Raw genomic sequence first — 25,234 nt, 5'->3', positions numbered from 1 at the left:
CTCTTTTCTATAATTTTTAATCATCCGGCTTTTCTTATGTAATATACAAGATGTTCAGCAATTAAAAAATCAGGGATTATTATTGGAAAAATATTTTTTGATAATTTTGTATGCTACGGGTAACGCTCTTTTAACCATTTTATCGGACAGGTAAATTGTATCTCTTCTGTTTGGGAGATTGTACATAGCAGGATATACAATGATTTTCTTTTTAATACTGGCATTTGAAATAAATATCTCATTTTTATCATTAATAAGATGAATGGCTGAGTCAAAACTTTTTAATCTCTCTTCTAAAGGTTTTAGAATTTTAATCTGTTCTTCTTTTGTAATATCTTCAGGGAGTTTATTGTACATTCCCCAGTTAAGTAAATCGAGAGCTGCATATCGGTCTAATTTGTCCTGACGGTATTTATTCCAGTAGTGTTTTAAACAGTTATGGCAGGCAGATTCACAATTAGATGGACAATTTAGAGTTTCTTTTGTATTTTCAAAAATTAGTTCAGTTATATTTAATAACTCTGAAGAATATCCGGCACCGCTTGATAAACTGTCATAAATATAAATGTCCACAAACACATTTTCATTATTACTGTGAATTCTGTATCCTGCCTTAAGCTCAGAATATTCTATGTCAAGACTTCTGCTTGCTGCCATAAGCATGGCCTCGGTTAAAGTAACTGCAGCATTTTTGATCCATAGTCCGTTGTAATCAGTGTTTATCTTATTTTTATCAAGATCAAATTCAAAGATGACCATATCAGTGTTGAAAGTATGACCGAGAAATACATTTTCAATATTGGAACTATTATAATGGTAGCATGGATATCTGTTTTTTGAACGGGGAACATATGGTCTTCCTATTCCTTTAAGGGAGGGTTCGGAAGTTTGTGCAACTTCAGCTGCGCCACATTCTCTGCAAACATTAAATCCAAGTCCCTTAATTCCTTTATTAATAATAGTTATTTTATCTGAACGGTTTGCTGCCTGTATATGTGGAAATCCAGTATTTTTCAGGTCGTTATGAACCGGTTCTGCAAAATAACATGGTTCTTCGGCATATGAATATTCAACCTCTGCCCATGATTCCGGAATACTTGTACCATTTACCGGAGCAAAACCCCATGGTCTTAACATTTTATGGTCTGAAATTATTTTTGATTTGCAGAAAGGACATTGATTATTTGGTGGTATCTCTATTGATGTCCATCCACATTCAGAATTTTCACATTGATATAATTCAAAAAGGTAGTTAGGATCTTCAAAATAGGGTTTCGCCTGTTTTTCATAAAAACCCTCTTTAAATTTAGAATGGTGGCTGTAAATACCTCCGACCTTGTATGTTTTCTTATCTACGACAAGTATTTTACCGGGTGCATATTCACTTATTGCAATATCAAGTGAACGCTCCGGTTTTTGATCAATTTCTCCATTTTTATCTTCGATATAAAATCCAACAACGTTCTGTGGAAAAGAATATGTTGGGAGTATTCCTTCTGAATTAAGGTGATCGAGAAGTGTGAATTTTTCACTTTCATTTGATGTATATCTTTCAGGGTTTTTAAGTACAGATTTTCTGATCTCTTTTAAGTTATCTATAAGATCTCTTCTGAATTCATCAATGGGGGCATTGTTATTGTAATTCTCAGAGAGCATTGTATCTATAAAGTCCTGCCTGAATCTATAATTATTAAGGTAATCCAGAAAGGCATTATAATAATTGTTGTAAAATTCTGCGGTGTCACATTCTGCAAGGTTGGTTTCCTGAAGGCTCAGGAAATCATTTAAAATCACTAAATTCAGGTGTCTTTTATTTAGTTTTTTGTTATTTACATCAATCCAGGGTAGGCGTGTTTTCCCGGAGATTATTTCCTCAGGATTGTTAAAATACCAGCCATCATGGGGTCCGTTCTGTGCATATGTTACTATTGTTGAAACTGAAGAACCCCTTCTGCCTGCACGACCAGCTCTTTGCTGATAATTTTCTCTCATAGGTGGAACATTTCTAAGACTTATTGCAGTAAGTGAACCAATATCGATCCCTACTTCCATTGTCGTTGTACAGCTCAGAACATCAATTGGAAACTCCTCTTCAAATAAAATATTCTGGAATCTCATTTCATAATTTTCAGTTTTGGACCATGTTTTTTGGCGTTGATCTTTATGTGACAACTGAGCCGTATGTTCCTCTGAATTTATTGTTTTTATTTCCCTTCCGGTACCTTCATCAAGCGCCTTTAATATAGGCTCTCTCCAGAATCTGTATCTTTCAAAATCAGCTATCTTTTCTATTGACTTTTCACCACATCTTGCGCAGTGACCCCACAGAGTATATGGAAAAATACCAGAGCATTTTTTGCAGCGGAACCACTCATGATTATCATCAAACTTCAGTGAGATTTTGTTGAGAAGCAGAAAATTTGATTCCTGCTCTTCGCTTCCTGTTCTAAGAAAATTATGATGAAGGTTCTTTTGGATTAATAAGATTTTTTCCTCATTATATCCCTGTGAATTAAGAATTTTTTTGAGGAAAGGGGGCATTTTATTTATGTCTTTATTTTCAACTCCAAAACGACCGTAAGAATAGAGAAAAACATTATCTCTTACTTTATTGGAAATACTCTCTCCAAGTGCATATTTATCTGTGCAAAGGTAATAAGCCCATGCAGAAAAAAGAGCAGTAAAGTCTTCTTCAGAAATGTTGATGCTCTCTTCTGCTAATTCGTCAATGGAGTCTTCAATATCTTCCAGATTACTTGGAATTAACCAGCAGAGTCCAAGATCTACAAGAGATCTATATGATGAACATAGGTTTTTCAACAACTGTTCAGAATATAATCCTGGTGGATTCCGTAGTTTTTCAGCTAAGTTATGATATTTTAGTGTTTTATTTCTTCGTTTTGCCTGGTTAATGTCCTTTTTGATATTTTCAATATCTCTATTGAATTTGTCCCTATCTCCACCATAGAACAGTCTTAAATGGTTGATGCCTGCAATTTCAAGAAATGCCGGATATAACATCTCTAATGTTATCTTTTCATTATACTTTTCAGACCACTTCTGAAGGTTATATCCTGCAAGAACAATTGCTGATCTGGCAGCCTCATCATCTGCTGATCTTGTCATATCCTTTGCAAGAACAGCAGCTTTTTGTCTGCTGTCTGAGAAGAGTAAAACCTTTCTCCCTTCATTTGGTTGCCGTTCAAGTTTTTCTCTGTCAAATATTGTTGGTGGCTGAATATGAAGTTGCGATGCAACAATATTATAGAACGGTTCATTTCCTTTTGTTGAAAAATCAGATAAGGAACGACTACCAAGTAATTTATTGCATTTTGGACAGGTTGTGAAGGTCAATTGCCCTGGCTTATTTTTTATTTCAGTATGTGAATAAAGGACTTTTAAAAATCCATTTTCATTGTTTGGATTGCTGGATGTAAAAACTCCTGTTTTTGAATTTAACCAACCCTTTGATAATTTGTTTGATTTAAGCCTGTATTTTTCCGGAACAATATAAAAGTGAACCTCTTTCATATCATGATAATACTTTTCTCCGGGATATCTCCAGATATCATTTCCGTCAGCTGATACATTGTTGCTCATGTATCCTTTGATGAATATGGCTCCACATCGACGGTCATTGACTAATTCATATATTTTTCCACCGCAGGAACAGACCTCTCTGCTACTGTCAGTATATAATTGTCCAAGAGTTATTCCATCTCCTGAATGCTTATTTGGGCAATCCGGATTTGTACATGCAAAAAGCCCATCAAGACCCCTAAAGAACATATGCAGACGTGCCGGAAATAATACCTGACCTTCCTTACTCTTTGCAAGAGGCATAATAGCCAGTAATACCTGAATTGCATAGTTGGCTGTATCTTCAGGATCATCAGGAAAGACAATTTTTGCAAGTTCTTTGACATTGGTTGCTTTTCCGGATGTTGACTTTATGAGTCGCTGAACCGGGGCAAATTCCGGAAGTTTTTCGAACAGATAATTTTCCAGTTCGTTATATGTAAAGTCCGGAATATTTTTATTTAAAGCCTTGAAATATTTTTTAATCTCTGAAATTCTTGTTTCTTCATCTTTCAGGAAGTTATCAACAGATATATCTGAAATTTTGTTTGCTTTGAATTTAGCAGTGCCTTCTAATGAGATTTCTTTATGCTTGCCTGTAATGACTGAGTAATTTTCATTTTCAGGGCTATTGACTGTTAAATCATTAATGAAGTTCTGAATAGCTCCTTTATCTTCACTTGATTTTACCGGAATGCTTGCACTGGTGAGGACAAACCTGATTTTATCTCTTTTAATTCCTAATTTGTACATCAGACGCCGGAGGAGTAGTGCAACTTCACCTCCGGGGGATCCATGATACATATGGGCTTCATCAATAACAATCAGGAGTTTATTTTCCGGAGATGCATTCAGCCATTCCCGTGTCCTCTCCCAGATTGGCTTTTCTATATCACGGATCAGCATAAACTGAAGCATTGTATAGTTTGTAACCAGTATATCCGGGCAGTTATTCTGCATTTCCCATCTGGTGATAAGTTCAGCGTCTTCTGGTTCTGTAGAATGAATTCCCTGTTTTAAATTGTCAATGAATCCTTCCAGATCTCTCTTTGCAGGATACCTACCGATCTTCTTTAATTCATTGATAAAATCAGTTTCCGGATTAAGAAGATCTTTTTCCATTGTTTTTGCAAGGTCCTTGTCTTTACTTTTGACCAGGTCGCCGGGATAAGGGGTTCTGCCGGTGTACATCCCAAACTGTGGGTAACGGATGTCTGGATTATTTGTATATTCTGAAAATATGGAATGGAATTTGCCATCCTGATCTCCGATCATTTTGCGCAGGCGACCAATCTGATCGGATACAAGGGCGTTCATTGGGTAAAGTAATAATGCTCTGATCCCTCTTTTTTCCCAGGATTGAGGATTCTTTTTTGCTTCATCTGCAAGGCTTGCGAGAATTGGCCACATGAAACATTCAGTCTTACCTGAACCGGTTCCGGTTGTAACCATAACATCTTTTCCCTGAAAGAATGACTCTAATGCCTCTATCTGATGGGCATACGGACTATCAAAAACTCCAAGATTTTGTTCACTCATCCTGTGAAGGATATCCCGTATGTTTTCCGGTATTTTTGCAGATAATAAACCATTCCTGATAATCTGATATGAAGGATTTGATTCAATATATGGATCCTGATATATGGTATTGTCTCTTTCTAAAAGTTCATCTCCTGCTTCAAGAAGCAGATTATTTAGTCCAAAATACTGTGACTGGATGTAATTTTTTAGCTTATTAACAAGTTCTTTATGAGTATTCTGAATTCCGTAAGCGTCTGTCATTCATTGATCACCCTATATCCACATTCAAATTTTTAAACATTTTTTTTATTATTGGCAGAAATACAATAGGTGCTGTATATTGTGTTCTGTCATACATGCTACGAACAGGCCAGGCAATCATGTTCAACAATGTTTGTTCTCTTTGAGGAAGAGATGTATAAAATTCAATATTCACTGACTTGCCCATTAATGTTAATTTGGCCTTACAGGGATTGCCTTCTGCTGATCTAATGCCGTATAGAAATCTTCTGACCTCTTTTGTATCAACAATATGATTTGGAAATGTTATCGATGAGAGAGTTCCGTTATTGTTTTTGATAATTCCATAATCTAAAATGTTGTTACTGTTTTTATATGCTGTAATTTTATTTGTCTCATCAAAATAGGGTATCCATGATTTATAAAAACTTTTCTTAGAATTAAAGTCAAAAAATCTCCAGTTTTCCGGAATTTCTGACAGAGGAGTATATTTTCCTTTCATTCTTTTATTGAAGTTGTAAAAGGTAGATTCAGCGTTTTCATCAGGTATGAAGAATAGTTCTTCTAATTGTTGGGTAGAAGAGTTTTCAGGAACCCTATTGATATAACTTCCAAGACCTGATATTTGATTGCCAGTTTCAGGGAAGTTACCACGCTCGAAATAAAGATTATCAGTAACAAATCCATATTTTTTCTGGGATAACTGAACAGTATTATTTATCCCTGAGACTAATACCCCTGCTGAAAATAGTCTCTTCTGAATTTCCTGAATTGGTTTTGGATCTTTTTCATCTTCCGGATAAAAATAGTCTTCTATCTGTGGATATATTTCGAGAAAACCTTTGAGAATATCTCCGCATTTCCTTGTAATGTGGTGCTTTGTGCAGCCATCTTCTGTAACGCCTTCCTGGTCATCAATTTTCCTGTCAAATGTTGACGCTTTTATCCATTCTGAAAGGGCGGAATATATGACACGGGCTATAAATCTGTCTTCGTTTTCTTCTGGGAAGGGGATTATCTTCATTTCTTCAGCCATTTTTGAATGGATGCCCGTTTTCATCTTATCTTTCCCCACCGGACAGTTTTTCTGCTATTTTGTAATACTCTGTTTTATCTAAGGTTTGTAAATAGTCGAGGTAATTATCTGTGTTTTCCTGAATCTGATTGTATGTAACCAGTTCAGGAAGAAGGATATTGATAAGAGATTTGTTTTCCTCTTTTTCAGGACCTAAAAGTGTTGAGAGAATTTTAGCCCTTAAAAGGTTATAGCCGTTTTTTAACCCTGATTCTTCTGAAAGCTCACATATTTCTTTGTAGAGTTTCATATATTGATTTTTATTATACTCTGCATTGCTCATTTCTTCAATTTTTGCAGGGGTTAGATCATCATAAATTTCATTCAAATTAAAAGGCAGTATTATTTTTTCACAGTCAATGAGGCTCATGTATCCCAGGATTCCTGCCGGAAGTATCCTTATAGTATCCTGGAATTCTGCTGAAAAAAGAAGAAATTTATCCGGATTATCCTTAATCAGATTGAGGTAGATATATTCATCACAGAATCCAACTGCATTTTTAATAAATACTACATTACTTTCACTTGACCTGACGGAGTTAAGTAACTCATCATAATTTCTAAAACCTGTAGGAACAAAGATAATTTCAGAAGTTCTGCCACAGAATGTTATGGATATAGTTTCAGCCAGAAGCTGGGATGTGTTTCCTATTAGGAGAACAGGTGTTTTAGAAAGGTAAGAGCCAATAATAAATCTGGCTAATTCACCTGAGTTATATTCATCCGGAATTAAGATGCTGTCAAGATTTTTTTCCAGTCCACCTATAAGATCTTCTTTATTGGTTATGGAATATATATTGTCTCCTTCAAATGATTTAGAACAGTTCTTAGTTAGATTATAGTCCTGAATTGGAGTTGCAGAATTCTGAGTGATGCCTTTTAGTACAGCAATTTCACCTAATAGGGCACCTGTATTCTCTTTAATGGACTCAACTTTTTCTTCACAATATTTGTTGAGTTGTTCATTTCTATTTTCTAAATTGCTTATTTTGTTGTTGTATTCAGTGATTTTTTCTTCTTTTTTCCTATATTCATTGGTAATTTCAGCTTTTTTTAATTCTAAAGATTTAAGCTCGTTATTAAGATCTTTTTCTTTTTTATTAAAGATATTTTGAAGATCAGTCTTCTTTTCTTCAAGAATTTTCAACTCCTGCTCAGCTTTTTCTTTTTCGTCAGTCAGATAGTCTTCTTTTAATATATCAAGATAATATTCTTTAAATTCCGGAGTATTTTCAATTACACTTTCAAGAAAGTTTTTCATCCCTTTATCGGATGCATATTTTTTAATAATCTGAGCAGTTTCTTCAAATTTACTTGTTGTATTATGGGTAAAAATAAATTCTTCATTGTCTGAACCGGTTAATTTAAAAAATGCTTCAATATCTTCTCTGTTATCTAAGGCATTGGATATTGTTTTTTTAATAATATTTCTTTGTTCATCATCATAATTCATCTTTTCAGTAATCTCCTCAAAGTAACTTTTGAAGAGAGAGATAAAACTTTTTATTTTTAACTGCCCATCAGGTTTTTTAAGTTTTCTCTCTCTGTAAATTATCCTCCTTTGAGCATAGTAATTTTTTATTGTAGCATTTTTGATGTAATTATCAGTATCAATACAGAGTTCTTCTCGAATTTTATGAATTTCAAGAGTTGTACCCTCCTTAATTTTCATTGTATTATTTTCTATACTGTAGTCTGATTTTTTAAGATCAAAACAAATATATCCATCTCTTTTAGATTTATCAAAGACTAATAGTAAATTATCAGTTATGAATTCAGGAATTTTAAATCCTGATATCAGGATATCGATAAGATCTTCAAGTTTACGTGTTTTTATTTCATCCTTGCTGTCAATATTTTCATCATCTAAAAATATTAATTCGTAAAACTTTTCATTCGTACGGTTTGACAGTTGCTTTTTTTGATCTTCTGGATTTAATTCCCATTTCCATATGGCTAAATCGTTATTTTTTGCCTGATACCGATCCATACTGATTGTTTTGATATTCGGAAGATCAAGTTTATGGCTTTTCCCGTCTAATTTCCATAGTGTTTGTCCATCTTTTCCAATGGGATCTGCAAGTCTAAGCAATTGAGAATAATTATTCTGTTCGATTATAGTTAGACATAATGAGTAATTTTCGTTATTCATTTAAAGATTCCTCCTTTAATGTTGTTAATTATATAGTCATAAGCTGGCTTTGGAATTTCACCTATGCGAAGAGAGTTTAGAATATATGATTTAACTTTGGGATATTCATCGGGGTCTTGTAATGCATATTTTAGGATTATCGGAGTCGTTATCTGCTGTCCTTTTAGCTGAATAAGAGTTTGATACATCTGATTATCACTTTTTTTTATTTCATTGGATTGTTTTTCGTTTTTTTGAGGAAAGTGTATCCTGCTTATAATATCCAGGCCATGGAGGACGAGGAATGTATCGCCTGGCTTAATATCTGATATTTGAGGTATCGTTAATTTATTGGTAATCAATGTCTTTAGGTAATTATTCCGGATATGGCAAAAACTGCATTTATAATTGGATTTGCAGGATATTGTGGAGTTTTTTGTGGTTTGTAATTCTTCGTGATTCTGGAGTTCTTTTTTACCGTACTGTATCGCTATTGTTGGGGGAGAATAAGGAGGAATATTAAGTGAAGGCTTGCAGGAAGTAACGGGATTAAATTGAGTATTATCCTCTTCTAAGGGGATTTTTGTTTCATTTTTATTAACTTCTACATTTAGAATGTCCAAATGTGCGTTTAATGTAATAATTTTTATTAAAATTTTATGTTGTAATATTTCTTTTGAAGATTTATCTTTCTCAACTGATTTTTGGGACTCTAACAGATAATGGGCATGGCAGTCTTTTTTGTAAATATGTTGGTTACCATATTGGACATGTGGAGGCCACAGTGGCGTTAATTTTTGTGGTTTTTCAACCAGAGTCAGATTTAAGTCTCTTGCAAATTCAGAAGATTCATTAGTTATTTCAGTAAATTTGATCTTATATACAAACCATTCTTCAGGCAAATCAGATTTAACTGCTAATATGTTACAGGATTCAATACTCAGAAATTTTTTATTGGATAATATTTCTGCTGAGGGTATAACTAAGTAGTAATATGTATCTGTTGTAATTTTTCCGTTAAATGCAATACGTCTTGAGAACATATCGCTGCAAAAAAAGAGGGCGCCTTTCGGTTCGATTCCATAAATTTCTTTAAAACATCCGTATTTACTTGTAAGCGGATTGGGATTGTGGCGGTATTCAATATGATAGGTTTCGTAAAGATAATCCAGAGGTTTGTATGTTATTTCATCAACTATCAGATCCTCGAGATATATTTGATCGAATTGTACATAATTAGGATCCTTAATTATTATTTCCTGTGATGATTCTATATCATCATTTATTGTGCTTTCTGGTACAGGTGAAAGCCCAATAAATAACCTGAAATTTTCTCCAAGTTTACGAATATATAATGGAAATCCTAACAGTTTTTGATCTAACAGATATCTGTCCTTAGAGGTGCCAATTCCATTTCCGGATACATATTTGTCGCATGTTTTCGCGATTAAAGAACCTCTTATGTGTCTGAAATGTGCTTCCTGTATTTTTCCATGATAATATTTAACATATTCCCCACAATAAGGACATGTGTACTGTTTACTTTTCTCACTGCTTGATTCAGTTCTGATCTTTTTTAATTCTTTAGCATATACTTTTACTTGATTACCAGGTTCTTTATTGTCATATGCAAATTCCACAATCAATGCCCCATTTATTTAAGACAATATCTAAGGATTTTCAGGAATATTTTGTATATCTGAAAATATTTCAAACTCAACGAAGAATAGATAATAAAGTTCTAATTGGGACTATTGCTGATGTGAAAGAGATATTTTATCAATCTTACTGTTTTTTTATTTTTTAGTTTATAAAATATTATATTTATTAATGTAATAATTCAATATGGCTTGGCCATAATGATTGATTATTTAACTTAAATTCCACATATCCCCAAATTTATTATCTGCTGAATCCTTGATTTAATAATCCATTGCGCATTAAATATTATCCTTATTTTAATGTCGGATTTATTAAATATTAAATCTTTTCTTTTTGTTATCTAATGAATATTTTAGAGCTTAAATATCATATTTTTGACATTAAAGCATATCTATGTCTATCGCTATAGAATTGTTTTCACTGCACAGTTTCCTATATTTCTAATGAACAGATTCCTATATTTTAAATGCACAATTGGCAATGTCGCTATCAAATACAAAACTGTTGAACATGATGGAAAAGGCAAAGTTAAAGGGAATTATTCTCTTACAGAATATACAGTATAAACAAAATCTACAGAGTATACAGAACGGACAGAAAAGACAAAACGGACAATTCCGGCAGCATCAGCAGTTATACCAAAATTCCGGGGTTAAGAGGAGCTGCACCATAGAACCACTGAAGAATTTTGCCACGATTGTCACAGGCATCCGGAGATGTGGCAAGTCCACACTCTTAAGGCAGTATCTTTCCGGGAAAAAACCGGTATATTATATCCATTTTGAGGATATCCGTCTGGCATCCTTTGAGCTGAAGGATTTTGAGAAGCTTGAGGATATCTTCCTAAAAGAGCTGGGACTGTCTGAAATCTACTTTTTAGATGAGATACAGAATGTAAAAGGCTGGGAGATATATGTCCGGTCACTGCTTGATTCAGGCAAAAAGGTATTCATCACAGGTTCAAATGCAACCCTGATGAGCAGTGAACCTGGAACAAGATTAACGGGCAGGAATATCAGATATGAACTTTTTCCGTTTGATTTTGATGAATTTTGCCGGGCTAAAGAGAAGGAAAGAAATTCAGCGGAGTTTGAGAAGTATCTTAGTGGCGGGGGTTTTCCGGAGTATGTGCTCCGGAAGGATGAGAGGATATTGCAGGCACTATTAAATGACATCATCTACAGGGACATCTTAGTCCGGAATAAAATCCGGGATGAGGGAGTGGTTAAGAATATTATTACATATATGCTCTCCAATATCGGAAATGAGACCTCCTTTAACAAAATTGGTGAGTTGTTTGGGGTTGCACCAAATACGGTTATATCCATTGTCAATGCTCTTGAGGATGCGTACTTCATCTTTGTTCTGAATAAATTTGATTATTCACTGAAAAAACAGCAGAGAAATCCTAAAAAAGTCTATTGTGTGGACAATGGTTTCATCACACATGCTTCATTTCAGTTTTCAGGAAACAAAGGCTCGTTACTTGAAAATCTGGTATTCATTGAACTCCGGAGAAGAGGGTATGAATTATATTATCATAAGGATAAGGATGAATGCGATTTTGTGGTAAAAGAAGGTGTCAGGATCACAAAAGCATTTCAGGTATGCTATGAATTAAATGACGACAACTTCAAACGGGAAACAGATGGTCTTATCGAGGCAATGGATAAATATGGTCTTGATTCCGGGGTAATCCTGACGTTTGGCCAGGATGATGAGTTTGATTTTGACAACCGGAAAGTTGCTGTAATTCCGCTGTGGAAGTATAATTTTTTGGATTAGAAATATTATTTTGGATAATTCTGGGGATTTATCTCTTTTTTAGCTCATGAAGGCCTTCTGTCGGGTTTAAAAGCTTTAATTTATAATTGTCAAACATCATTTTTTTGGCGGATTTTATAAGAGGACTGTCCAGAGTAATAAAATAATCAGCACAATTAAGAATCGCAGTCGTTAGTATCTTTGAATCCTGTGTTTTTGAATTACTAACCAGAAATAATATTGAAGATAATATGCTCCAGTATTGATCTTCATCGCATGGAGATACTTCGGGAATTATTGTTATTCCATGATTTTTAAATAGTACATCAAAGGATTCAAGAGTTATTCTGTATGTTTCAAGATAAATTTCTTCAGGAATCTCAGGATTGTTTCTTGAATCGCGCCATCTTGAGATTGGAATTCCGTTTTTAAAAAATATAATGCTTCTTATTTCATCCCGGATTGCGGAAAAAAGCTCGTTTGATGCAATAGATGTAAAATAAAATTCATCCTTAAAATCCGGTTTCCTTTTTAAAATATTTCATCAATAAGATTGATTGCCGGTTTATATCTCCTGATAAGCATCTGCGAATTCTTCGGATAAATCATTTGAAAAACAGAGATTTTTAATGATTCCGCCGCTTCCTAAAATCCAGTGTGCAATTATATTTGTATCAATAAACCATATTTTCGGCTGAATAAAATATCTCTCCTTTCAGCTTCTGTTTTTGGCAGAACTCCACAATCCTTTAATCTGACCTTTCTTTCCATATTTGCTTGATTTTTGGCGAACCTCATAGTACTTGCCGGTTACAGGATTGTGAATTCGCTTTTTTGCTTCGGCAGTCATGATTATATTCTCTATGTTCTTTTACCTGATAGTCGTTTTGGCTGCGTGGAGAAGTGTAAATTTTAAGGTTATCTTATTAGTCCGGAGTAATCCTGACATTTGACCAGGATGATGAGTTTGATTTTGATAACCGGAAAGTTGCTGTAATTCCGCTGTGGAAGTATAATTTTTTGGATTAGAAATGTTATTTTGGATCATTCAGGGGAGTTATCTCTTTTTTAGCTCCTGAAGGCCTTCTGTCGGGTTTAAAAGCTTTAATCTATAATTGTGAAACATCATTTTTTGCGTAGTTACATTTGGGACATATGTCCTCATACTTAAGGCACTTCATAGCAATACTAATGTGGTGTATTTTGGTGCCTAAATCCGGAGATGACGTCAAATATTTGAAATCTGCTTGGCAGAAGACCAATGAAAAGAAGTTGCTGATTGATCTGAAAGAGGATTACGGCTTCTCTAAGGCATTAAGCAGATCACTTGTTCATCTGATGCGCGAACACATTGATGAGAACTATGGTAATCTTAGGAAAGATTACCAGGTCGTTTATCATCCCGTTAGTGCTAATGAACCACCAGGTAAATCGTTAGATGAACTCAGAAAGGTTTCTGTTAGTCTTACTGTTTTTGACACTGAGGATGAAAGAGTTTTAAGAGAGTGTGGTCCAAGTGGGTTGAGAAAACACCGGATAGTCAGGCTAACAAATGAAGCATATGATCAGGGCGGATTATTGGTTCAGGAAGATCTCGCTCTGTTGCTTACGACCAGTGTCAGGAGTATTAGAAGAGATATAAAGGAGCTAAAGGAAGAAGGAATCACAATCCCTACACGAGGGGCGATTCAGGACATAGGTCCAACAATATCCCATAAGACTCAGATTGTTGAACTATATCTCAAGGGATATGAGTACACAGACATAGAACTTAGAACTCATCATACCGGTGATGCAATAAAGAGATACATCAAAGCCTTTTCAAAAGTTCTATTCCTCCATAGGTCAGGCTATTCTCCTGTAGAAATCCGTGAATTAACTGATCTGTCTGAGAAAGTTGTTTCAGAATATCTTGAGCTGTACAACAAATATGAGGACATTGGTAGAGAACGAATTTCTCAGATAATGGAACCTATCCAGATTGAATTCCAGAAGAAAAAAGGGGGGGTGGGGGTATGAGTTTATCGTGCAGGAAAGGCTCAGTACAGAATCAAAATATCAAAACTATCGGATTGGAAAATTCAATGAAAAGGTTGTTTCGTGACGAATATGCCTTCATTGGAGGAGATCGTGTCCTAAATATGATCACTGAGGATGTGATCAAAACAGTAAAGGATTATTCACATGATCCCTGGAGCCTTGAAGTTGGACAGATAATGTGGTTTGCCAGAAGTCGGTTTGAAAAACCAGGGCCTGCAAAAAGTTCAGCTGACATTAAGAAAGTGCCAGTTATACTTTCAATAGTTCATGAAGATGATATCAAAATGAAGAATGATGGATTCTCAGCAAAAGAGGTCAGAGTTGGGAGAATTGTAAGAATCATCAATGAGGCTTACGAGCAGGAAGCAGTACTAACTCAATCAGATATTGCTCTTTTGCTTGGAATCTGTAAAGCTACAGTGTCAAATTTAATCAACGAGTATCAGAAGAAGAATAAAACCACTCTGAAATACTGTGGAATGGTTCTTGATATTGGACCATCCCTGACTCACAAGAAGGAAATTATCCGTATGTTTCTGCAAAATGTACCCACTCCGGATATTTCAAGAAGGATGAATCACACCGAGGATGCATGTGACAGATACATAAAGTCATTCAAGAAAGTCCAGATGCTCTATAATAGTAAGATGGAACCCACTAAAATATCTCTACTTCTTGAGATGAGTGAACGGTTAGTAGTTGAATACATTGAAATAATTAAAGAACATAGTTTGGAAAGGAGTTAATGACCATGAGTGAAAAACTTGGAAGAATTCAGTCACAGGTCATATGTCACTATTTCACTATGTGAATAATAAGATAGTCTGGCAGTGAATCATTTTATTGATATGGACATGCGGCAAAAAAATTGATTCTGGCCTTATTTAGATTATCTGAATTGTGTTCCTGCTATTCTATTGTTATGGCCGCAGAAAAAAGGAGTGTGATTTCACTCCTGTTGCTGAATATAACTGATAATGGGGATTAGAATCTCCCTGTTTGCTCCTCCTATATCTCCAAGTGAATTCATATTGATAGTTAATGCAGTATCTTCCTCTTCCCAGTAGTACCACATAGTGTATGATCCCGGATATCCTCCGGTGTGTCCCCACAGTGTTAAATTCATTGAAGAGTTGGTGATGCCTCCGTATCCAAGTCCATAATCCATTTTGTTAATCGTTTTCATCTCCTGAAGCGATTCAGGACTTATGATCTTCGCATCTTCGAGTAAAAGATGGAATCTGTTCATATCGGACGTTGTACTGACGATATCTCCTGCTCCCCTGTCAAACTGAATATACAGGTTTGAAAAATCAGGCAGTTCTCCGTCAACGTACTCTTCTCCAGGGCACCCCATATGTGGTCCGGGGATGCTGTTGGTGCGGTGGACAAAGGTCTGATCCATGCCTGCCGGTACAAGAATTGCCCTGGTGATGTAGTCCTCATACGGTGTCTGGGCTGCCTGGTCAATGATCAGGGTGAGGAGTATATAATTCACATTTGAATATTCATAGTCCGAACCCGGTTCAAAGAGTGGGCTTGCATTGATTCCCTGCCACATCCCATATTGGTATGGTACCGGAAGATCGGGTTTTGGGTATTCAGTCCGGATAATTTCATCTTCGTTGTAATCAGCAATGCCGCTTGTATGGTCAAGGAGCTGCCGTATGGTTATCCTGGAGGAGTTGGGTATTTTTTCTGCTATCTCTTCAGGCAGCCAGTGATCGATAGTATCATCAAGGGATAGTTTCCCCTCTTCACTGAGTTTCAGTATGGCAGTGCTGGTGATGGATTTGGTAACACTGGCGATGATGAAACGCATATCGGGCGTTGCTAAAACATTGGGGGAAATGGAGGCATTCCCGGCGGCAGAACTCCAGATCCATTCAGGTGTTGAAATTTCGATTAATAATCCCGGTATTCCGGTCTTTTCAAGACCGGTTGTAATAATATCCTGTAGTCCGTCACTGATCTCCTCCGGGGGAGACGGCAGGTTTGTATCCTCTGTGGGTGAAGTGTTTTCAGAAACAGATGATTCAGAGATACATCCACATGAAAAAATCAGTCCGAAGATGACAGCACACAGAATAAATGTATGCACCCGGCTGATAGCCGAAAAGTTCATATGGTGTATTTGGATGATTTTGTGATAAATCTATCCATTCTCTATTTTCCGGAACAGTAGCGATGTTGTGGTCAATACCGGATTTATACTCCGGATGAATCTGTAGTTACAGGATTCTGCCGTTGCAACGGCCCATGGTGCGACAGAATTTTCACCTTTTTTGTTTTGGATGAAACTTGATTATTTTTTCAGGAATCATTCTCAGATTATGGCTTGTTTGGGTTTATGTAATTTACATTCTACCGTGCCACAATGTTATGCCTGAAAATGGCACAGTAACTTTGCTACCGTTGCATTTTCCCGTGGTGCGGTTGCAACAGTAAATAATGAATCCGGGAAAACCGGCCTATTTTTTACGGGCGGTTTTCCGGCTAATAATTATATATAATCTTCTCTAATGTTAACTTATCCTCCGGAAGGATGAGGGCTATTGCTATGATGTTTATTGCACTTGCAAAATTCAAAAAATCACTCAGCAAAGAGGTTGTTGAGCAGAATATGAAAGATATAGAGACTGACACAGAAGGGGAGATAAAATACCATGGTATTTACTGGACGCTTGGACGATACGATACGGTTGTCATGTTTGAAGCTCCGGACGAGAAGGCTGCAATGAATATGGTTTTAAGACGGGCTGACAGGATGGAAATCGAGATGCTCGTTGCAGTGCCGGCAGATGAATCACACCCGTCCGGGCCGGTCTGAACTGACAGATAATAATCAGAATTTGATTTTCACTGAATTTTTCATATGTCATCGGTTAAGGTAAACTTTAATTCTAAAATTCTCTCACTTATCCACTAAAATTAGCTACTATTCGTCATAAGAGTCTCTCCTGATAGAAACAGGGTTAACAGGACAGACTCAGCAAACCGGGCAGAAGTTACCAAATTCCTTATGGTGTTTTCAGTCCATACTAATAATAACAAAAATGATTCCTGCAGATCAAAATATTTCACCTGAAGAATTAAAAGAAAGTACTGCAAGACTTTCAATCCTGTCAAACAGTGGTCTTTTTACTATGAAATTAATTGTCGGAGTTTCAATTGGCTCTGTCAGTATTATTTCGGAAGCTATCCATTCAGGAATGGACCTTCTTGCATCAGTTATAGCTTTTATCTCTGTCAGAAAATCTGCCGAACCGCCTGATCATGAGCATGAATTCGGCCATGGTAAATTTGAAGACATCTCAGGACTGATTGAGGCATTACTTATCTTTATTGCCGCAATTCTGATAATTTTCGAAGCTGTGTCAAAATTAACAGGCGGGGGACATGCCGTTATTCCTTTTGAAATGCTGATGGCAGGAATCGTGGTTATGGGGATTTCGGCAACTGTCAACTGGTTTGTCTCAGAAAAACTGATGAAAGTGGGAAAAGATACCGAATCAATTGCACTTGAGAGTGATGCATGGCATCTGCGAACTGATGTTTACACTTCACTGGGTGTTTTTGCAGGTCTGATTCTCATTCAGATAACAGGAATAACTGCATTAGATTCAGTTATTGCAATAGGGGTTGCTCTTGTAATTTTAAAGGCTGCATTTGATCTCACTAAGAGAACACTGCATAATCTTATTGACAGAAGTATTCCTGAAAGAGATAAAGACCGGATAAAAGAGATAATCTGTGAACATTCATCAAAATATGCAGGTTTTCATGATCTAAGGACAAGAAGGGCCGGCCCTCAGATATTCATAAATTTTCACCTTGTGGTTGCAGGTGATGTCTCTGTTCAGCAGTCTCATGACCTTACAGATCACCTCGAATCAGATATAAAGTTTGAATATCCCAGATCAGTTGTAACAATACATGTTGAACCATGCAATGAAGGGTGCAGAAGATGCGGATCTTTTTGTAATTATAAATGAGAGGCTGAATAATAGATATTAGCCTTTTAACAATTTTTTAGTGTTTGATTAATAAAATAAAGCAATTTAGATTACTTTTTTGGATTTCATTATTTTACAGGTGTTAAAAGTTTAGTATTCAAAGTCAGATTTCCTAAAAAACAATCATGAAACAGATGCTTCATGTAAAAAAGAATATTTTGATATTTTCAGAGGTTGTAGCCGGTATTTTCACGGTATGTTTTGGATTATAAAATCTTTTGGATTTTTCTCATGGATCTTTTCAGGCGGGCGGCATCTCATCTCAGATAATCGGTTTTAATAATTATCACCTGCATCCGCCGCCGCAGCCGGTGGCTTTTTTGCCTGATTCCTTCTCTTCTTTATCATCCCGGAAGACACATTTACCCTCCCGGGCTGCCGAAATAACGGTTTCAGGGTTATCCTCAGCTATATCCATATCACCGATCTTCTTTATTCAAAGGTGTGTGGGGGCGAATAGTTACAAAAAATTATTTGGGAACCATCCTTTTCAGGTCATCTTCAACCGTGCTGTTCTTTCCAAGGCCGAAATTCTTCACCAGAACGTCAAGAACTGCCGGTGAGACAAATGCCGGAAGAACAGGTCCGATGGTGATATTTTTTATTCCGAGATTTAACAGTGCAAGAAGGACCAGCACCGCTTTCTGCTCATACCATGCGATGTTGTATGATACCGGAAGCTCGTTTATATCAACACCGAACGCTTCCGCAAGAGCTTTGGCGATTACAACGAGCGAGTAGCTGTCATTACACTGCCCCGCATCAAGAACACGCGGGATTCCGCCGATATCTCCAAGACCTAAGCTGTTGTATCTGTATTTCGCACAACCCGCCGTAAGGATCACAGTGTCGGCGGGGAGGGCTTTTGCAAACTCAGTATAATACTCACGCTCCCTGTGCCTTCCGTCACATCCGGCCATAACGATGAACCGTCTGATTGCACCGTTTTTGATTGCATCCGTAACCGGGCCTGCAAGGGCTAAAACAGCGTCATGTGCACAGCCTGTAATCAGATCGCTGCCATTTCCGACAGCCTCAGGCGGGCTGCATTTCTTTGCATGCTCAATAATTGCGGAGAAGTCCTTGTATCCTTTCTCATCAGCTTTTATGTGCTTTAATCCGGGATAACCCACAACACTTGTTGTGTATACGCGGTCTTTGTATGAGTCCTTTGGCGGAACAATACAGTTGGTCGTTATCAGGACCGGGCCGTTGAACGACTCAAACTCTTCCTTCTGGTGCCACCATGAACGTCCGTAGTTCCCGACAAGATTGTCAGTTCCCTTAAATGCCGGATAGCCGTGTGCCGGAAGCATCTCACCATGCGTATATACATCCACACCCGTTCCCTTCGTCTGCTCAAGAAGCATCTTCAGATCTAATAGATCATGTCCTGAAATGAGAATTGCCGGGCGGTCTCTTACTGTTGTCTTTACGGTTGTAATCTCAGGCTTTCCAAATGTAGTTGTATGCGCCCTGTCAAGAAGTTCGAGTGTCTTAACCCCTACTCCGCCGCACTCCAAAACAAGTCCGGTCATCTCATCTACGTTCAGATCTTTAAGAGTTGATGCAAGACCTTTCTGGACGAATACCGGGATTTCATCATCGGTAAACCCGAGTATTGCCGCATGATGATAGTAAGCGGATACTCCCTTAAGCCCGTAGACCAAAAGTTCTCGAAGGGACCTCACATCCTCGTTGTCTGTTGAGAGCACCCCGACCACTTTTGCCTTTTCTTCAATTTCGGATTTCTCTTTTGGCTTCCATGTGCAGGCGTCATGTTCAGCATCACCGGTTTTTGGTATTGAGTCCCTGACTGCAATAGCCTCGTTGATAAGCTGATAGTAGCGGTCTTTATCGAAATTGACATTTGTCAGCGTCGTAAAAAGCGAGTCCATTATGAAAGTCCCCGCATCAGGATTTCCGGCGCCTTTCTCCATTGCAGCCATATTTCTGACCGATATTCCTTTGCACAGATATATCAGAAGGTCGATTAGATTTGCAGTTCCCTCGTCCTTTCCGCAGATACCTTTTTTAGTGCATCCTTTTCCGTTTAACGTCTCTTCACACTGATAACAGAACATATTTGTTCACCACAATATCTTTTTGATACAATGTATGTATAGGATACTCAGGTATAAATATCAAAAAGTTTCTAAAACTATACCATGGATCAGTCATGCACTGTCTACCAGACCGTCCGCTATCTTACGAAAAAATGGACACTCCTGATAGTTCTCGAGCTATATAAAGGAGAAAATTACACTCTGAGGTTTTCTGAATTAAAGGAATCAATTCCGGGAATCACATCAAAGTTGCTCTCCGAACGTTTAAAGGAGCTTGAAGAGGAGAATATTGTAAATCGGAGGGTCGACTCACGGTCATTTCCTGTCAGGACCGAATATTCCCTGACCGTGAGCGGCATTGAGATAATCGGTATAATTTCTGATATAAAAAAATGGGCGCTTAAATGGAAGATAGAAAACGTTGCCTGCGGGGACCAGGACTGCCGCGAGTGCGTCCTCTAATTTCCCGGTGATCTCAAACTCCTATGAAACAGTACACCGTTTCATTCATTATCTGTGAACTGGCTGGTTCATGAATGACTATTACTATTTGAGATCACTATTCCGGATACTATTACCATTTATGATCACTATTCCGGATACTATTACCATTTGTGATCACTATTCCGGATTCTATTACTATTTGAGATCAGTATTTCGGGGGCTGAATTATAGTAATTCACCTGAAAGATCTTAAGGACTTACCTCGTTTTAGTTCTATAATCCTTTGGTAATTTTAAAACCATTTGATAAAAAAAAGCGGGGACGGGCAGATAAATCAGAGCCCTGCCCTTGTGACAATGACGTCCGCGACATCTTTTGCACTTTTAAATGGGAAATCGTCAGGTTTGAGCAGTTTCCCGGCTTCCCCTGCGGTCACCTTCAGGTCACCGGCACAGCACGCTGTATCCGCTCCGTCCGGAAACGCCGCGATGAGATCTTCAGGCGTTTGAATCGGGAACTCTGCACCGGCGAGAGCACCGGTGATCTGGGCATGGATCTGGTCCTTTACTGAAGGTCCTTTATCTTCACTCATAGTCTTTCCTCCTCAGTCATAGCTGCGATGTCGCCGGCAGCTTTTGCGATCGAACAGTCCGGGCTGTGTGTATCACATCCGAAGCATGCACTCTTTACCGCCTTCAGCGACTCTTCGGCTTTCTCCACCGATACGTTTTTTCCTGTGTAATTCCATTTCGACATTTTTGTCACCAGAACTACTTTGACGGTTATTAATATATATTTTAGCGTCATAAAAATATACATAAGAGTCCAGGTACAGAATTATGACCTGAACCATGAATAAAAATTACCTGAAAATATAATATGGATATAGATATCATGGAGACAACACAGGATGGCCCGCCCGATATCAGCGAGCTGAAAGACGAGATATCCGAACTCAGGACGGAACTCAGAAGATTCATAACGAACTCCGGCCGTCAGCATACCGATCTGATACTTAACAAGCTGAAAGCTGACTATGCAGACCTGTTCAGAGAGCAGCATGTGAAGACCGCCGGAAGCGATCTTTTTGCACACATGGTTGACAGCTGCTCAATGCGGGATAAATGCTACGAAGTATTTATGGATTTTCTCAGGAAGACTTCCAGGCACATAGAAGACGGAAGTGTCTCCGAAGAGATCATAAATTCATACAGGGATGATCTGAAAACCCTCAGAAGTAAAGGCCCTTCGGATAAATGCGGCACCTGCTTTTCGGAGGTCGGGCGTCTGTTTGAAAAACAGGTCGACCTGATGGAATCACTTGGAATATATAACAGAGTCAAAGATGAAGATAAGACTCTGGAGATCGACGATGCAAAAGTTGTCAGAGACATCCTCGAACCTCTTGCAAATATCCAAAGATTCCAGATCCTAAAATCACTTACCACTCAGAGGAGAACATTCTCGGAGATATCGCATATAACAGGTCTCCGTGGCGGAAATCTCCTATTCCATATAAAAAAACTGGCAGATTCGGAGATGATCCTTCAGATGCACGAGCGGGGAGATTATATGATCACAAAAAAAGGTTACAAAACGATAAATTCAGTTCTTGAACTGTCCGGACAACTCGATCAGATCTGACAGCACCCGCATTCCAGAGGAAAAGATCGGATAGTCGGTATAAAAATAGAGATTTAATGATGATGGGTCTCTTTTCCGGCCCTCTCTTCCCACGGGGAAAGCCCCTGTTTCACACGGTAATCATTTATCGCTTTGTGAATTGCATCCTCTGCAAGAACAGAGCAGTGCATCTTCTGCGGGGGAAGACCTTCTAGTGCCTCTGCGACCGCTTTGTTTGAAAGCTCCCATGCCTCCTCAAGCGTCTTTCCTTTGATAAGCTCGGTTGCCATGCTGCTTGACGCAACCGCAGCCCCACACCCGAATGTCTGAAACTTCACATCAGAAATCCTGTTTTCGTCAACTTTGATGTAAATCTTCATGATATCACCGCACTGCGGGTTTCCTTCCTCTCCGATGCCGTCAGCACCCTCGATAGTTCCCATATTTCTCGGGTTTTCGAAATGATCCATAACAGTCTCGCTGTAATCCATCAAAATCACCTTTTATCTCTATTTTCCTTTTTTTAATTTTTCATTATTCATCTCTCAGCTTCGCAGTTCAGGAGGTGTCAGAGGTGACATATTGCGAAGCTTCTGCACAATTTCAGGAACAGTCTCTAAGACATAATCCACATCCTCATCCGTTGTTGAGTGCCCGAGTGTCAGTCTGAGTGAACCGTGCACAATCTCCGGATTGAAGCCGCATGCCATTAAAACATGCGAAGGCTCTAAGGATGCAGAATTGCAGGCACTTCCTGTCGATGCCGATATCCCCTTTCTGTTTAACATCAGGAGTATTGACTCTCCTTCAATGTACTCAAAGATAATACTTACGTTGTTTGGTAGTCTCTCCTCAGGATGTCCGGAAATATGCGACCTTGGAATCCTTAACAGGCCCTCTGTCAGTCGGTTTCTGAGACGAATCAGTCTTTTTGAACTCTCCTCCATCTCAGACACGGAAAGTTCAAGTGCAAGACCAAGACCCACAATTCCCGGCACATTCTCTGTTCCGGCACGCCTCCTTCTCTCCTGATCACCGCCGTGCATCAGGGGATCAATCTTAACCCTCTTTCCGATGTATAAAGCACCTGTCCCCTTAGGGCCGTTAAACTTATGGCCTGAGAGTGAGAGCATATCAATATTCATCGAAACAACGTCAATCGGTACATGCCCGACTGCCTGAACAGCATCAGTATGAAATAATATTCCTCTCTCACGTGCAATTTTTCCGATTTCTGCTATTGGCTCAATTGTTCCGATTTCGTTGTTTGCAAACATTATTGTGATAAGTATGGTGTCATCCCGGATTGCAGCTGAGACATCATCAGGGTCAACAAGGCCGTAATTATCAACAGGAATATAAGTTACTTCAAATCCCTGTTTTTCAAGCCATTTGCATGTGTGTGAGACTGCATGATGTTCAACAGAGGTTGTAATAATGTGTTTTCCTTTGTTTTGGTTTGCAAAACAGACACCTTTAATCGCCCAGTTGTCAGACTCCGTTCCTCCGGATGTGAAATAGATCTCTTTTGGCTGTGCACCTATTGCCGCTGCGACCTGAGAGCGTGCTTTTGCAACCGCCTCGCGGGATATTTTGGCTATATCATAAAGAGAGGACGGATTTCCAAAATTATGTGTCATAAAGGGAATCATCGCATCAAAAACTTCCGGTCTCAAAGGTGTTGTTGCGGCGTTGTCCATGTAAATCATACGTGTTTTATCTGTCATTTCAGACTGCATCTCCTGTGAAATTTATATCTTAAGCATATATTTTTTTTGTTGACGGATAACTGTATAAACGTTCATGAAATTATATTTCATGTAAGTTACAGAGTAACTTTCATGTAAAATCACACAGTATTTTTTACAGAGTCTGTGGCAGAATGGAGAGTGAGCTTAAATCTTCTCCAGAACCTTTTATCTTATTTTCGATAATTCTGACAACATCAACAGATGCCGCAGTCGAGGGTTTATCCGGAACAGCACCGCATCCGCTCGCAGAAGCTATAGAAGGCTCAAATGTGCCAATACTGCGGGCAATCTCTATTACATCCTCCTTGTCAAATCCGATAAGAGGTCTGTAAACAGGAATTGCTGCTGCATCTGTAAGTACTGCCAGATTATCAAGCGTCTGTGATGCAACCTGCCCCATCGCCTCGCCGGTAACAAAACCTTTTGCCCCTGTTCTTCTGGCAGCTTCTGCTGCAATTCTGTACATTCTGCGTTTGCATATGAGGCATGTAAACCGCTCCTGTCTGTTTTTCTCAAGAATCTCTCTTGCTTCTTTAAGATAAGAATCCTTAACGACAAGAAGTTCGATCTCAGGCTGATACTTTCTGAGTGTCTCTATGACACCCTTTGTTCGTGAAAGATTTGTCTCATCTGAAAATCCATCCAGTTCTACATACAGAGGGATTATCTGGCAGCCGCGTTTCATCATCATGTATGCCGCAACCGGAGAATCTATGCCTCCGGAAACAAGTGCAACAAGCGTCCCCTCAACTCCCGAAGGTATTCCGCCTGCACCCTGCTCAACCCTGTCAAAAATGTAGCACTCATCATTTCTTATTTCGATATGTATCTCCAGTTCAGGGTTTTTAAGAGAGACTTTTAAGTGCGGATAAATGCTCTGCACCAAAGAGCCGTATTTTTCAGCAATATCTCCTGATGTAAATGAATGACTGCCTATACGCCTTACACGTATGGCAAAAGTTTTGGCATTCAAAATATCAGAGTTTTCACAAAAAACCTTTAATCCGTCTGATAAATCTTTCAAATCTAAAGCATCACATAAAGAGAATGAATATATTCCAAATATATTTCTGAGCTTTTCGGGGTCAGCCTCTCCTTCAGCCCATATTCGCCCCCGTTCACATCTGACAGTTGTATTTGGAAAACTTTTTGTGATGTTGTCTGCTATAGTTTTCTCCCATTCACGCCGGACATGATCAGATTTTAAAAATACCTCGGAATAGCGTATCATCCAGATCTTTTTATTTATACGCTTCTCAGTAGCCATCTGCTGCTCCTTTTCCTCTTTGCTGCTCTCCATCTTCATAGGGTTTTTCACTTTT

Annotated in this window: 19 protein-coding genes and 1 pseudogene; 7 read left to right on the top strand and 13 right to left on the bottom strand. The window is 38.1% G+C overall.

The window, feature by feature from the left end; genetic code table 11:
• Nucleotides 1–69: 69 nt before the first annotated feature.
• The 5 genes and pseudogenes from METLIM_RS12195 to METLIM_RS12180 form a co-directional block, all read right to left on the bottom strand.
• Entirely contained in the window at nucleotides 70–4,701 is a 4,632-nt protein-coding gene (locus tag METLIM_RS12195) for a Zn-binding domain-containing protein (RefSeq protein WP_245543540.1), read from the bottom strand.
• 120 nt (nucleotides 4,702–4,821) lie between these two features.
• A pseudogene (locus METLIM_RS17730) lies at nucleotides 4,822–5,118 on the bottom strand (DEAD/DEAH box helicase); the annotation flags it as partial.
• 250 nt (nucleotides 5,119–5,368) lie between these two features.
• A complete protein-coding gene (locus tag METLIM_RS12190; RefSeq protein WP_004078845.1) occupies nucleotides 5,369–6,400 on the bottom strand; it encodes a hypothetical protein in 1,032 nt (343 codons plus the stop codon).
• A 1-nt stretch (nucleotide 6,401) separates the two neighbouring features.
• Entirely contained in the window at nucleotides 6,402–8,567 is a 2,166-nt protein-coding gene (locus METLIM_RS12185; protein ID WP_004078844.1) for a coiled-coil domain-containing protein, read from the bottom strand.
• Entirely contained in the window at nucleotides 8,564–10,186 is a 1,623-nt protein-coding gene (locus METLIM_RS12180) for a competence protein CoiA family protein (RefSeq protein ID WP_004078841.1), read from the bottom strand. The genes METLIM_RS12185 and METLIM_RS12180 overlap by 4 nt, the downstream gene beginning before the upstream one ends.
• A 502-nt stretch (nucleotides 10,187–10,688) precedes the next feature.
• On the opposite strand from METLIM_RS12180, the gene METLIM_RS12175 reads away from it, so the two are divergent.
• The 3 genes from METLIM_RS12175 (at nucleotide 10,689) to METLIM_RS12165 (ending at nucleotide 14,758) form a co-directional block, all read left to right on the top strand.
• The gene (locus tag METLIM_RS12175) at nucleotides 10,689–11,993 is read left to right on the top strand and encodes an ATP-binding protein (protein WP_004078839.1); all 1,305 of its coding nucleotides are present in this window, start codon (nucleotides 10,689–10,691) and stop codon (nucleotides 11,991–11,993) included.
• Nucleotides 11,994–13,178: 1,185 nt separating this feature from the next.
• Nucleotides 13,179–13,991: a DUF1670 domain-containing protein gene (locus tag METLIM_RS12170; protein WP_169312391.1), complete on the top strand. Its 813-nt coding sequence runs from the start codon at nucleotides 13,179–13,181 to the stop codon at nucleotides 13,989–13,991.
• A complete protein-coding gene (locus METLIM_RS12165) occupies nucleotides 13,988–14,758 on the top strand; it encodes a DUF1670 domain-containing protein (protein WP_004078828.1) in 771 nt (256 codons plus the stop codon). Before METLIM_RS12170 ends, METLIM_RS12165 begins: the two co-directional genes overlap by 4 nt.
• A gap of 203 nt (nucleotides 14,759–14,961) precedes the next feature.
• On the opposite strand, the gene METLIM_RS12160 is transcribed toward METLIM_RS12165, so the two are convergent.
• Nucleotides 14,962–16,137 (bottom strand): serine hydrolase domain-containing protein, encoded by a 1,176-nt coding sequence (locus METLIM_RS12160; protein WP_004078826.1) that lies wholly within the window; start codon nucleotides 16,135–16,137, stop codon nucleotides 14,962–14,964.
• A gap of 420 nt (nucleotides 16,138–16,557) precedes the next feature.
• Here METLIM_RS12160 and METLIM_RS12155 point away from each other — a divergent pair, with 420 nt between their 5' ends.
• Both METLIM_RS12155 and METLIM_RS12150 read left to right on the top strand, forming a co-directional pair.
• Entirely contained in the window at nucleotides 16,558–16,842 is a 285-nt protein-coding gene (locus METLIM_RS12155) for a GYD domain-containing protein (RefSeq protein WP_245543539.1), read from the top strand.
• 226 nt (nucleotides 16,843–17,068) lie between these two features.
• Nucleotides 17,069–18,007, top strand: coding sequence for a cation diffusion facilitator family transporter (locus METLIM_RS12150; RefSeq protein ID WP_004078822.1), 939 nt, complete (start codon nucleotides 17,069–17,071; stop codon nucleotides 18,005–18,007).
• Nucleotides 18,008–18,314: 307 nt separating this feature from the next.
• Here the strand turns inward: METLIM_RS12150 and METLIM_RS17600 are convergent, their stop codons facing one another.
• Nucleotides 18,315–18,446 carry a hypothetical protein gene (locus METLIM_RS17600; protein WP_004078820.1) on the bottom strand — a complete coding sequence of 44 codons (132 nt, stop codon included), beginning with the start codon at nucleotides 18,444–18,446 and terminating at the stop codon, nucleotides 18,315–18,317.
• Nucleotides 18,447–18,498: 52 nt separating this feature from the next.
• Complete coding sequence (gene hcp, locus METLIM_RS12145) at nucleotides 18,499–20,112, bottom strand: hydroxylamine reductase (RefSeq protein WP_004078818.1); 1,614 nt, start codon at nucleotides 20,110–20,112, stop codon at nucleotides 18,499–18,501.
• Between the two features lie 84 nt (nucleotides 20,113–20,196).
• Here hcp and METLIM_RS12140 point away from each other — a divergent pair, with 84 nt between their 5' ends.
• On the top strand, nucleotides 20,197–20,556 hold the full coding sequence (locus METLIM_RS12140; protein ID WP_004078816.1) for a winged helix-turn-helix transcriptional regulator: 360 nt from the start codon (nucleotides 20,197–20,199) through the stop codon (nucleotides 20,554–20,556).
• 316 nt (nucleotides 20,557–20,872) lie between these two features.
• Here METLIM_RS12140 and METLIM_RS12135 read toward each other — a convergent pair whose 3' ends face one another.
• The gene (locus METLIM_RS12135) at nucleotides 20,873–21,130 is read right to left on the bottom strand and encodes an MTH865 family protein (protein ID WP_004078814.1); all 258 of its coding nucleotides are present in this window, start codon (nucleotides 21,128–21,130) and stop codon (nucleotides 20,873–20,875) included.
• Nucleotides 21,127–21,294: a hypothetical protein gene (locus METLIM_RS12130; RefSeq protein ID WP_157202312.1), complete on the bottom strand. Its 168-nt coding sequence runs from the start codon at nucleotides 21,292–21,294 to the stop codon at nucleotides 21,127–21,129. The genes METLIM_RS12135 and METLIM_RS12130 overlap by 4 nt, the downstream gene beginning before the upstream one ends.
• Before the next feature lie 123 nt (nucleotides 21,295–21,417).
• On the opposite strand from METLIM_RS12130, the gene METLIM_RS12125 reads away from it, so the two are divergent.
• Entirely contained in the window at nucleotides 21,418–22,182 is a 765-nt protein-coding gene (locus METLIM_RS12125; protein ID WP_245543538.1) for a winged helix-turn-helix domain-containing protein, read from the top strand.
• Between the two features lie 53 nt (nucleotides 22,183–22,235).
• Here the strand turns inward: METLIM_RS12125 and nifU are convergent, their stop codons facing one another.
• From nifU to thiI, 3 genes are all read right to left on the bottom strand, one after another.
• Entirely contained in the window at nucleotides 22,236–22,652 is a 417-nt protein-coding gene (gene nifU, locus METLIM_RS12120) for a Fe-S cluster assembly scaffold protein NifU (RefSeq protein WP_004078809.1), read from the bottom strand.
• Between the two features lie 54 nt (nucleotides 22,653–22,706).
• The gene (gene nifS / locus METLIM_RS12115) at nucleotides 22,707–23,888 is read right to left on the bottom strand and encodes a cysteine desulfurase NifS (protein WP_004078808.1); all 1,182 of its coding nucleotides are present in this window, start codon (nucleotides 23,886–23,888) and stop codon (nucleotides 22,707–22,709) included.
• Between the two features lie 136 nt (nucleotides 23,889–24,024).
• On the bottom strand, nucleotides 24,025–25,230 hold the full coding sequence (thiI, locus tag METLIM_RS12110; RefSeq protein ID WP_245543537.1) for a tRNA uracil 4-sulfurtransferase ThiI: 1,206 nt from the start codon (nucleotides 25,228–25,230) through the stop codon (nucleotides 24,025–24,027).
• Nucleotides 25,231–25,234: the final 4 nt, after the last annotated feature.

This window comes from Methanoplanus limicola DSM 2279, assembly GCF_000243255.1.
In the GTDB taxonomy this organism is placed as follows: Archaea; Halobacteriota; Methanomicrobia; order Methanomicrobiales; family Methanomicrobiaceae; genus Methanoplanus; species Methanoplanus limicola.
The sequence above is the reverse complement of the archived record's forward strand: the minus strand, read 5'-3'. Positions and strand labels throughout refer to the sequence as shown.

Bases quoted from the DNA above. Each gene is read 5' to 3' on its own strand.
- METLIM_RS12195 (WP_245543540.1), bottom strand. From the start codon at position 4,701: ATGGAAAAAGATCTTCTTAATCCGGAAACTGATTTTATCAATGAATTA.
- METLIM_RS12190 (WP_004078845.1), bottom strand. From the start codon at position 6,400: ATGAAAACGGGCATCCATTCAAAAATGGCTGAAGAAATGAAGATAATC.
- METLIM_RS12185 (WP_004078844.1), bottom strand. From the start codon at position 8,567: ATGAATAACGAAAATTACTCATTATGTCTAACTATAATCGAACAGAAT.
- METLIM_RS12175 (WP_004078839.1), top strand. From the start codon at position 10,689: ATGTCGCTATCAAATACAAAACTGTTGAACATGATGGAAAAGGCAAAG.
- METLIM_RS12165 (WP_004078828.1), top strand. From the start codon at position 13,988: ATGAGTTTATCGTGCAGGAAAGGCTCAGTACAGAATCAAAATATCAAA.
- METLIM_RS12160 (WP_004078826.1), bottom strand. From the start codon at position 16,137: ATGAACTTTTCGGCTATCAGCCGGGTGCATACATTTATTCTGTGTGCT.
- METLIM_RS12155 (WP_245543539.1), top strand. From the start codon at position 16,558: ATGAGGGCTATTGCTATGATGTTTATTGCACTTGCAAAATTCAAAAAA.
- METLIM_RS12150 (WP_004078822.1), top strand. From the start codon at position 17,069: ATGATTCCTGCAGATCAAAATATTTCACCTGAAGAATTAAAAGAAAGT.
- METLIM_RS17600 (WP_004078820.1), bottom strand. From the start codon at position 18,446: ATGGATATAGCTGAGGATAACCCTGAAACCGTTATTTCGGCAGCCCGG.
- hcp (WP_004078818.1), bottom strand. From the start codon at position 20,112: ATGTTCTGTTATCAGTGTGAAGAGACGTTAAACGGAAAAGGATGCACT.
- METLIM_RS12140 (WP_004078816.1), top strand. From the start codon at position 20,197: ATGGATCAGTCATGCACTGTCTACCAGACCGTCCGCTATCTTACGAAA.
- METLIM_RS12135 (WP_004078814.1), bottom strand. From the start codon at position 21,130: ATGAGTGAAGATAAAGGACCTTCAGTAAAGGACCAGATCCATGCCCAG.
- METLIM_RS12130 (WP_157202312.1), bottom strand. From the start codon at position 21,294: ATGTCGAAATGGAATTACACAGGAAAAAACGTATCGGTGGAGAAAGCC.
- METLIM_RS12125 (WP_245543538.1), top strand. From the start codon at position 21,418: ATGGATATAGATATCATGGAGACAACACAGGATGGCCCGCCCGATATC.
- nifU (WP_004078809.1), bottom strand. From the start codon at position 22,652: ATGGATTACAGCGAGACTGTTATGGATCATTTCGAAAACCCGAGAAAT.
- nifS (WP_004078808.1), bottom strand. From the start codon at position 23,888: ATGACAGATAAAACACGTATGATTTACATGGACAACGCCGCAACAACA.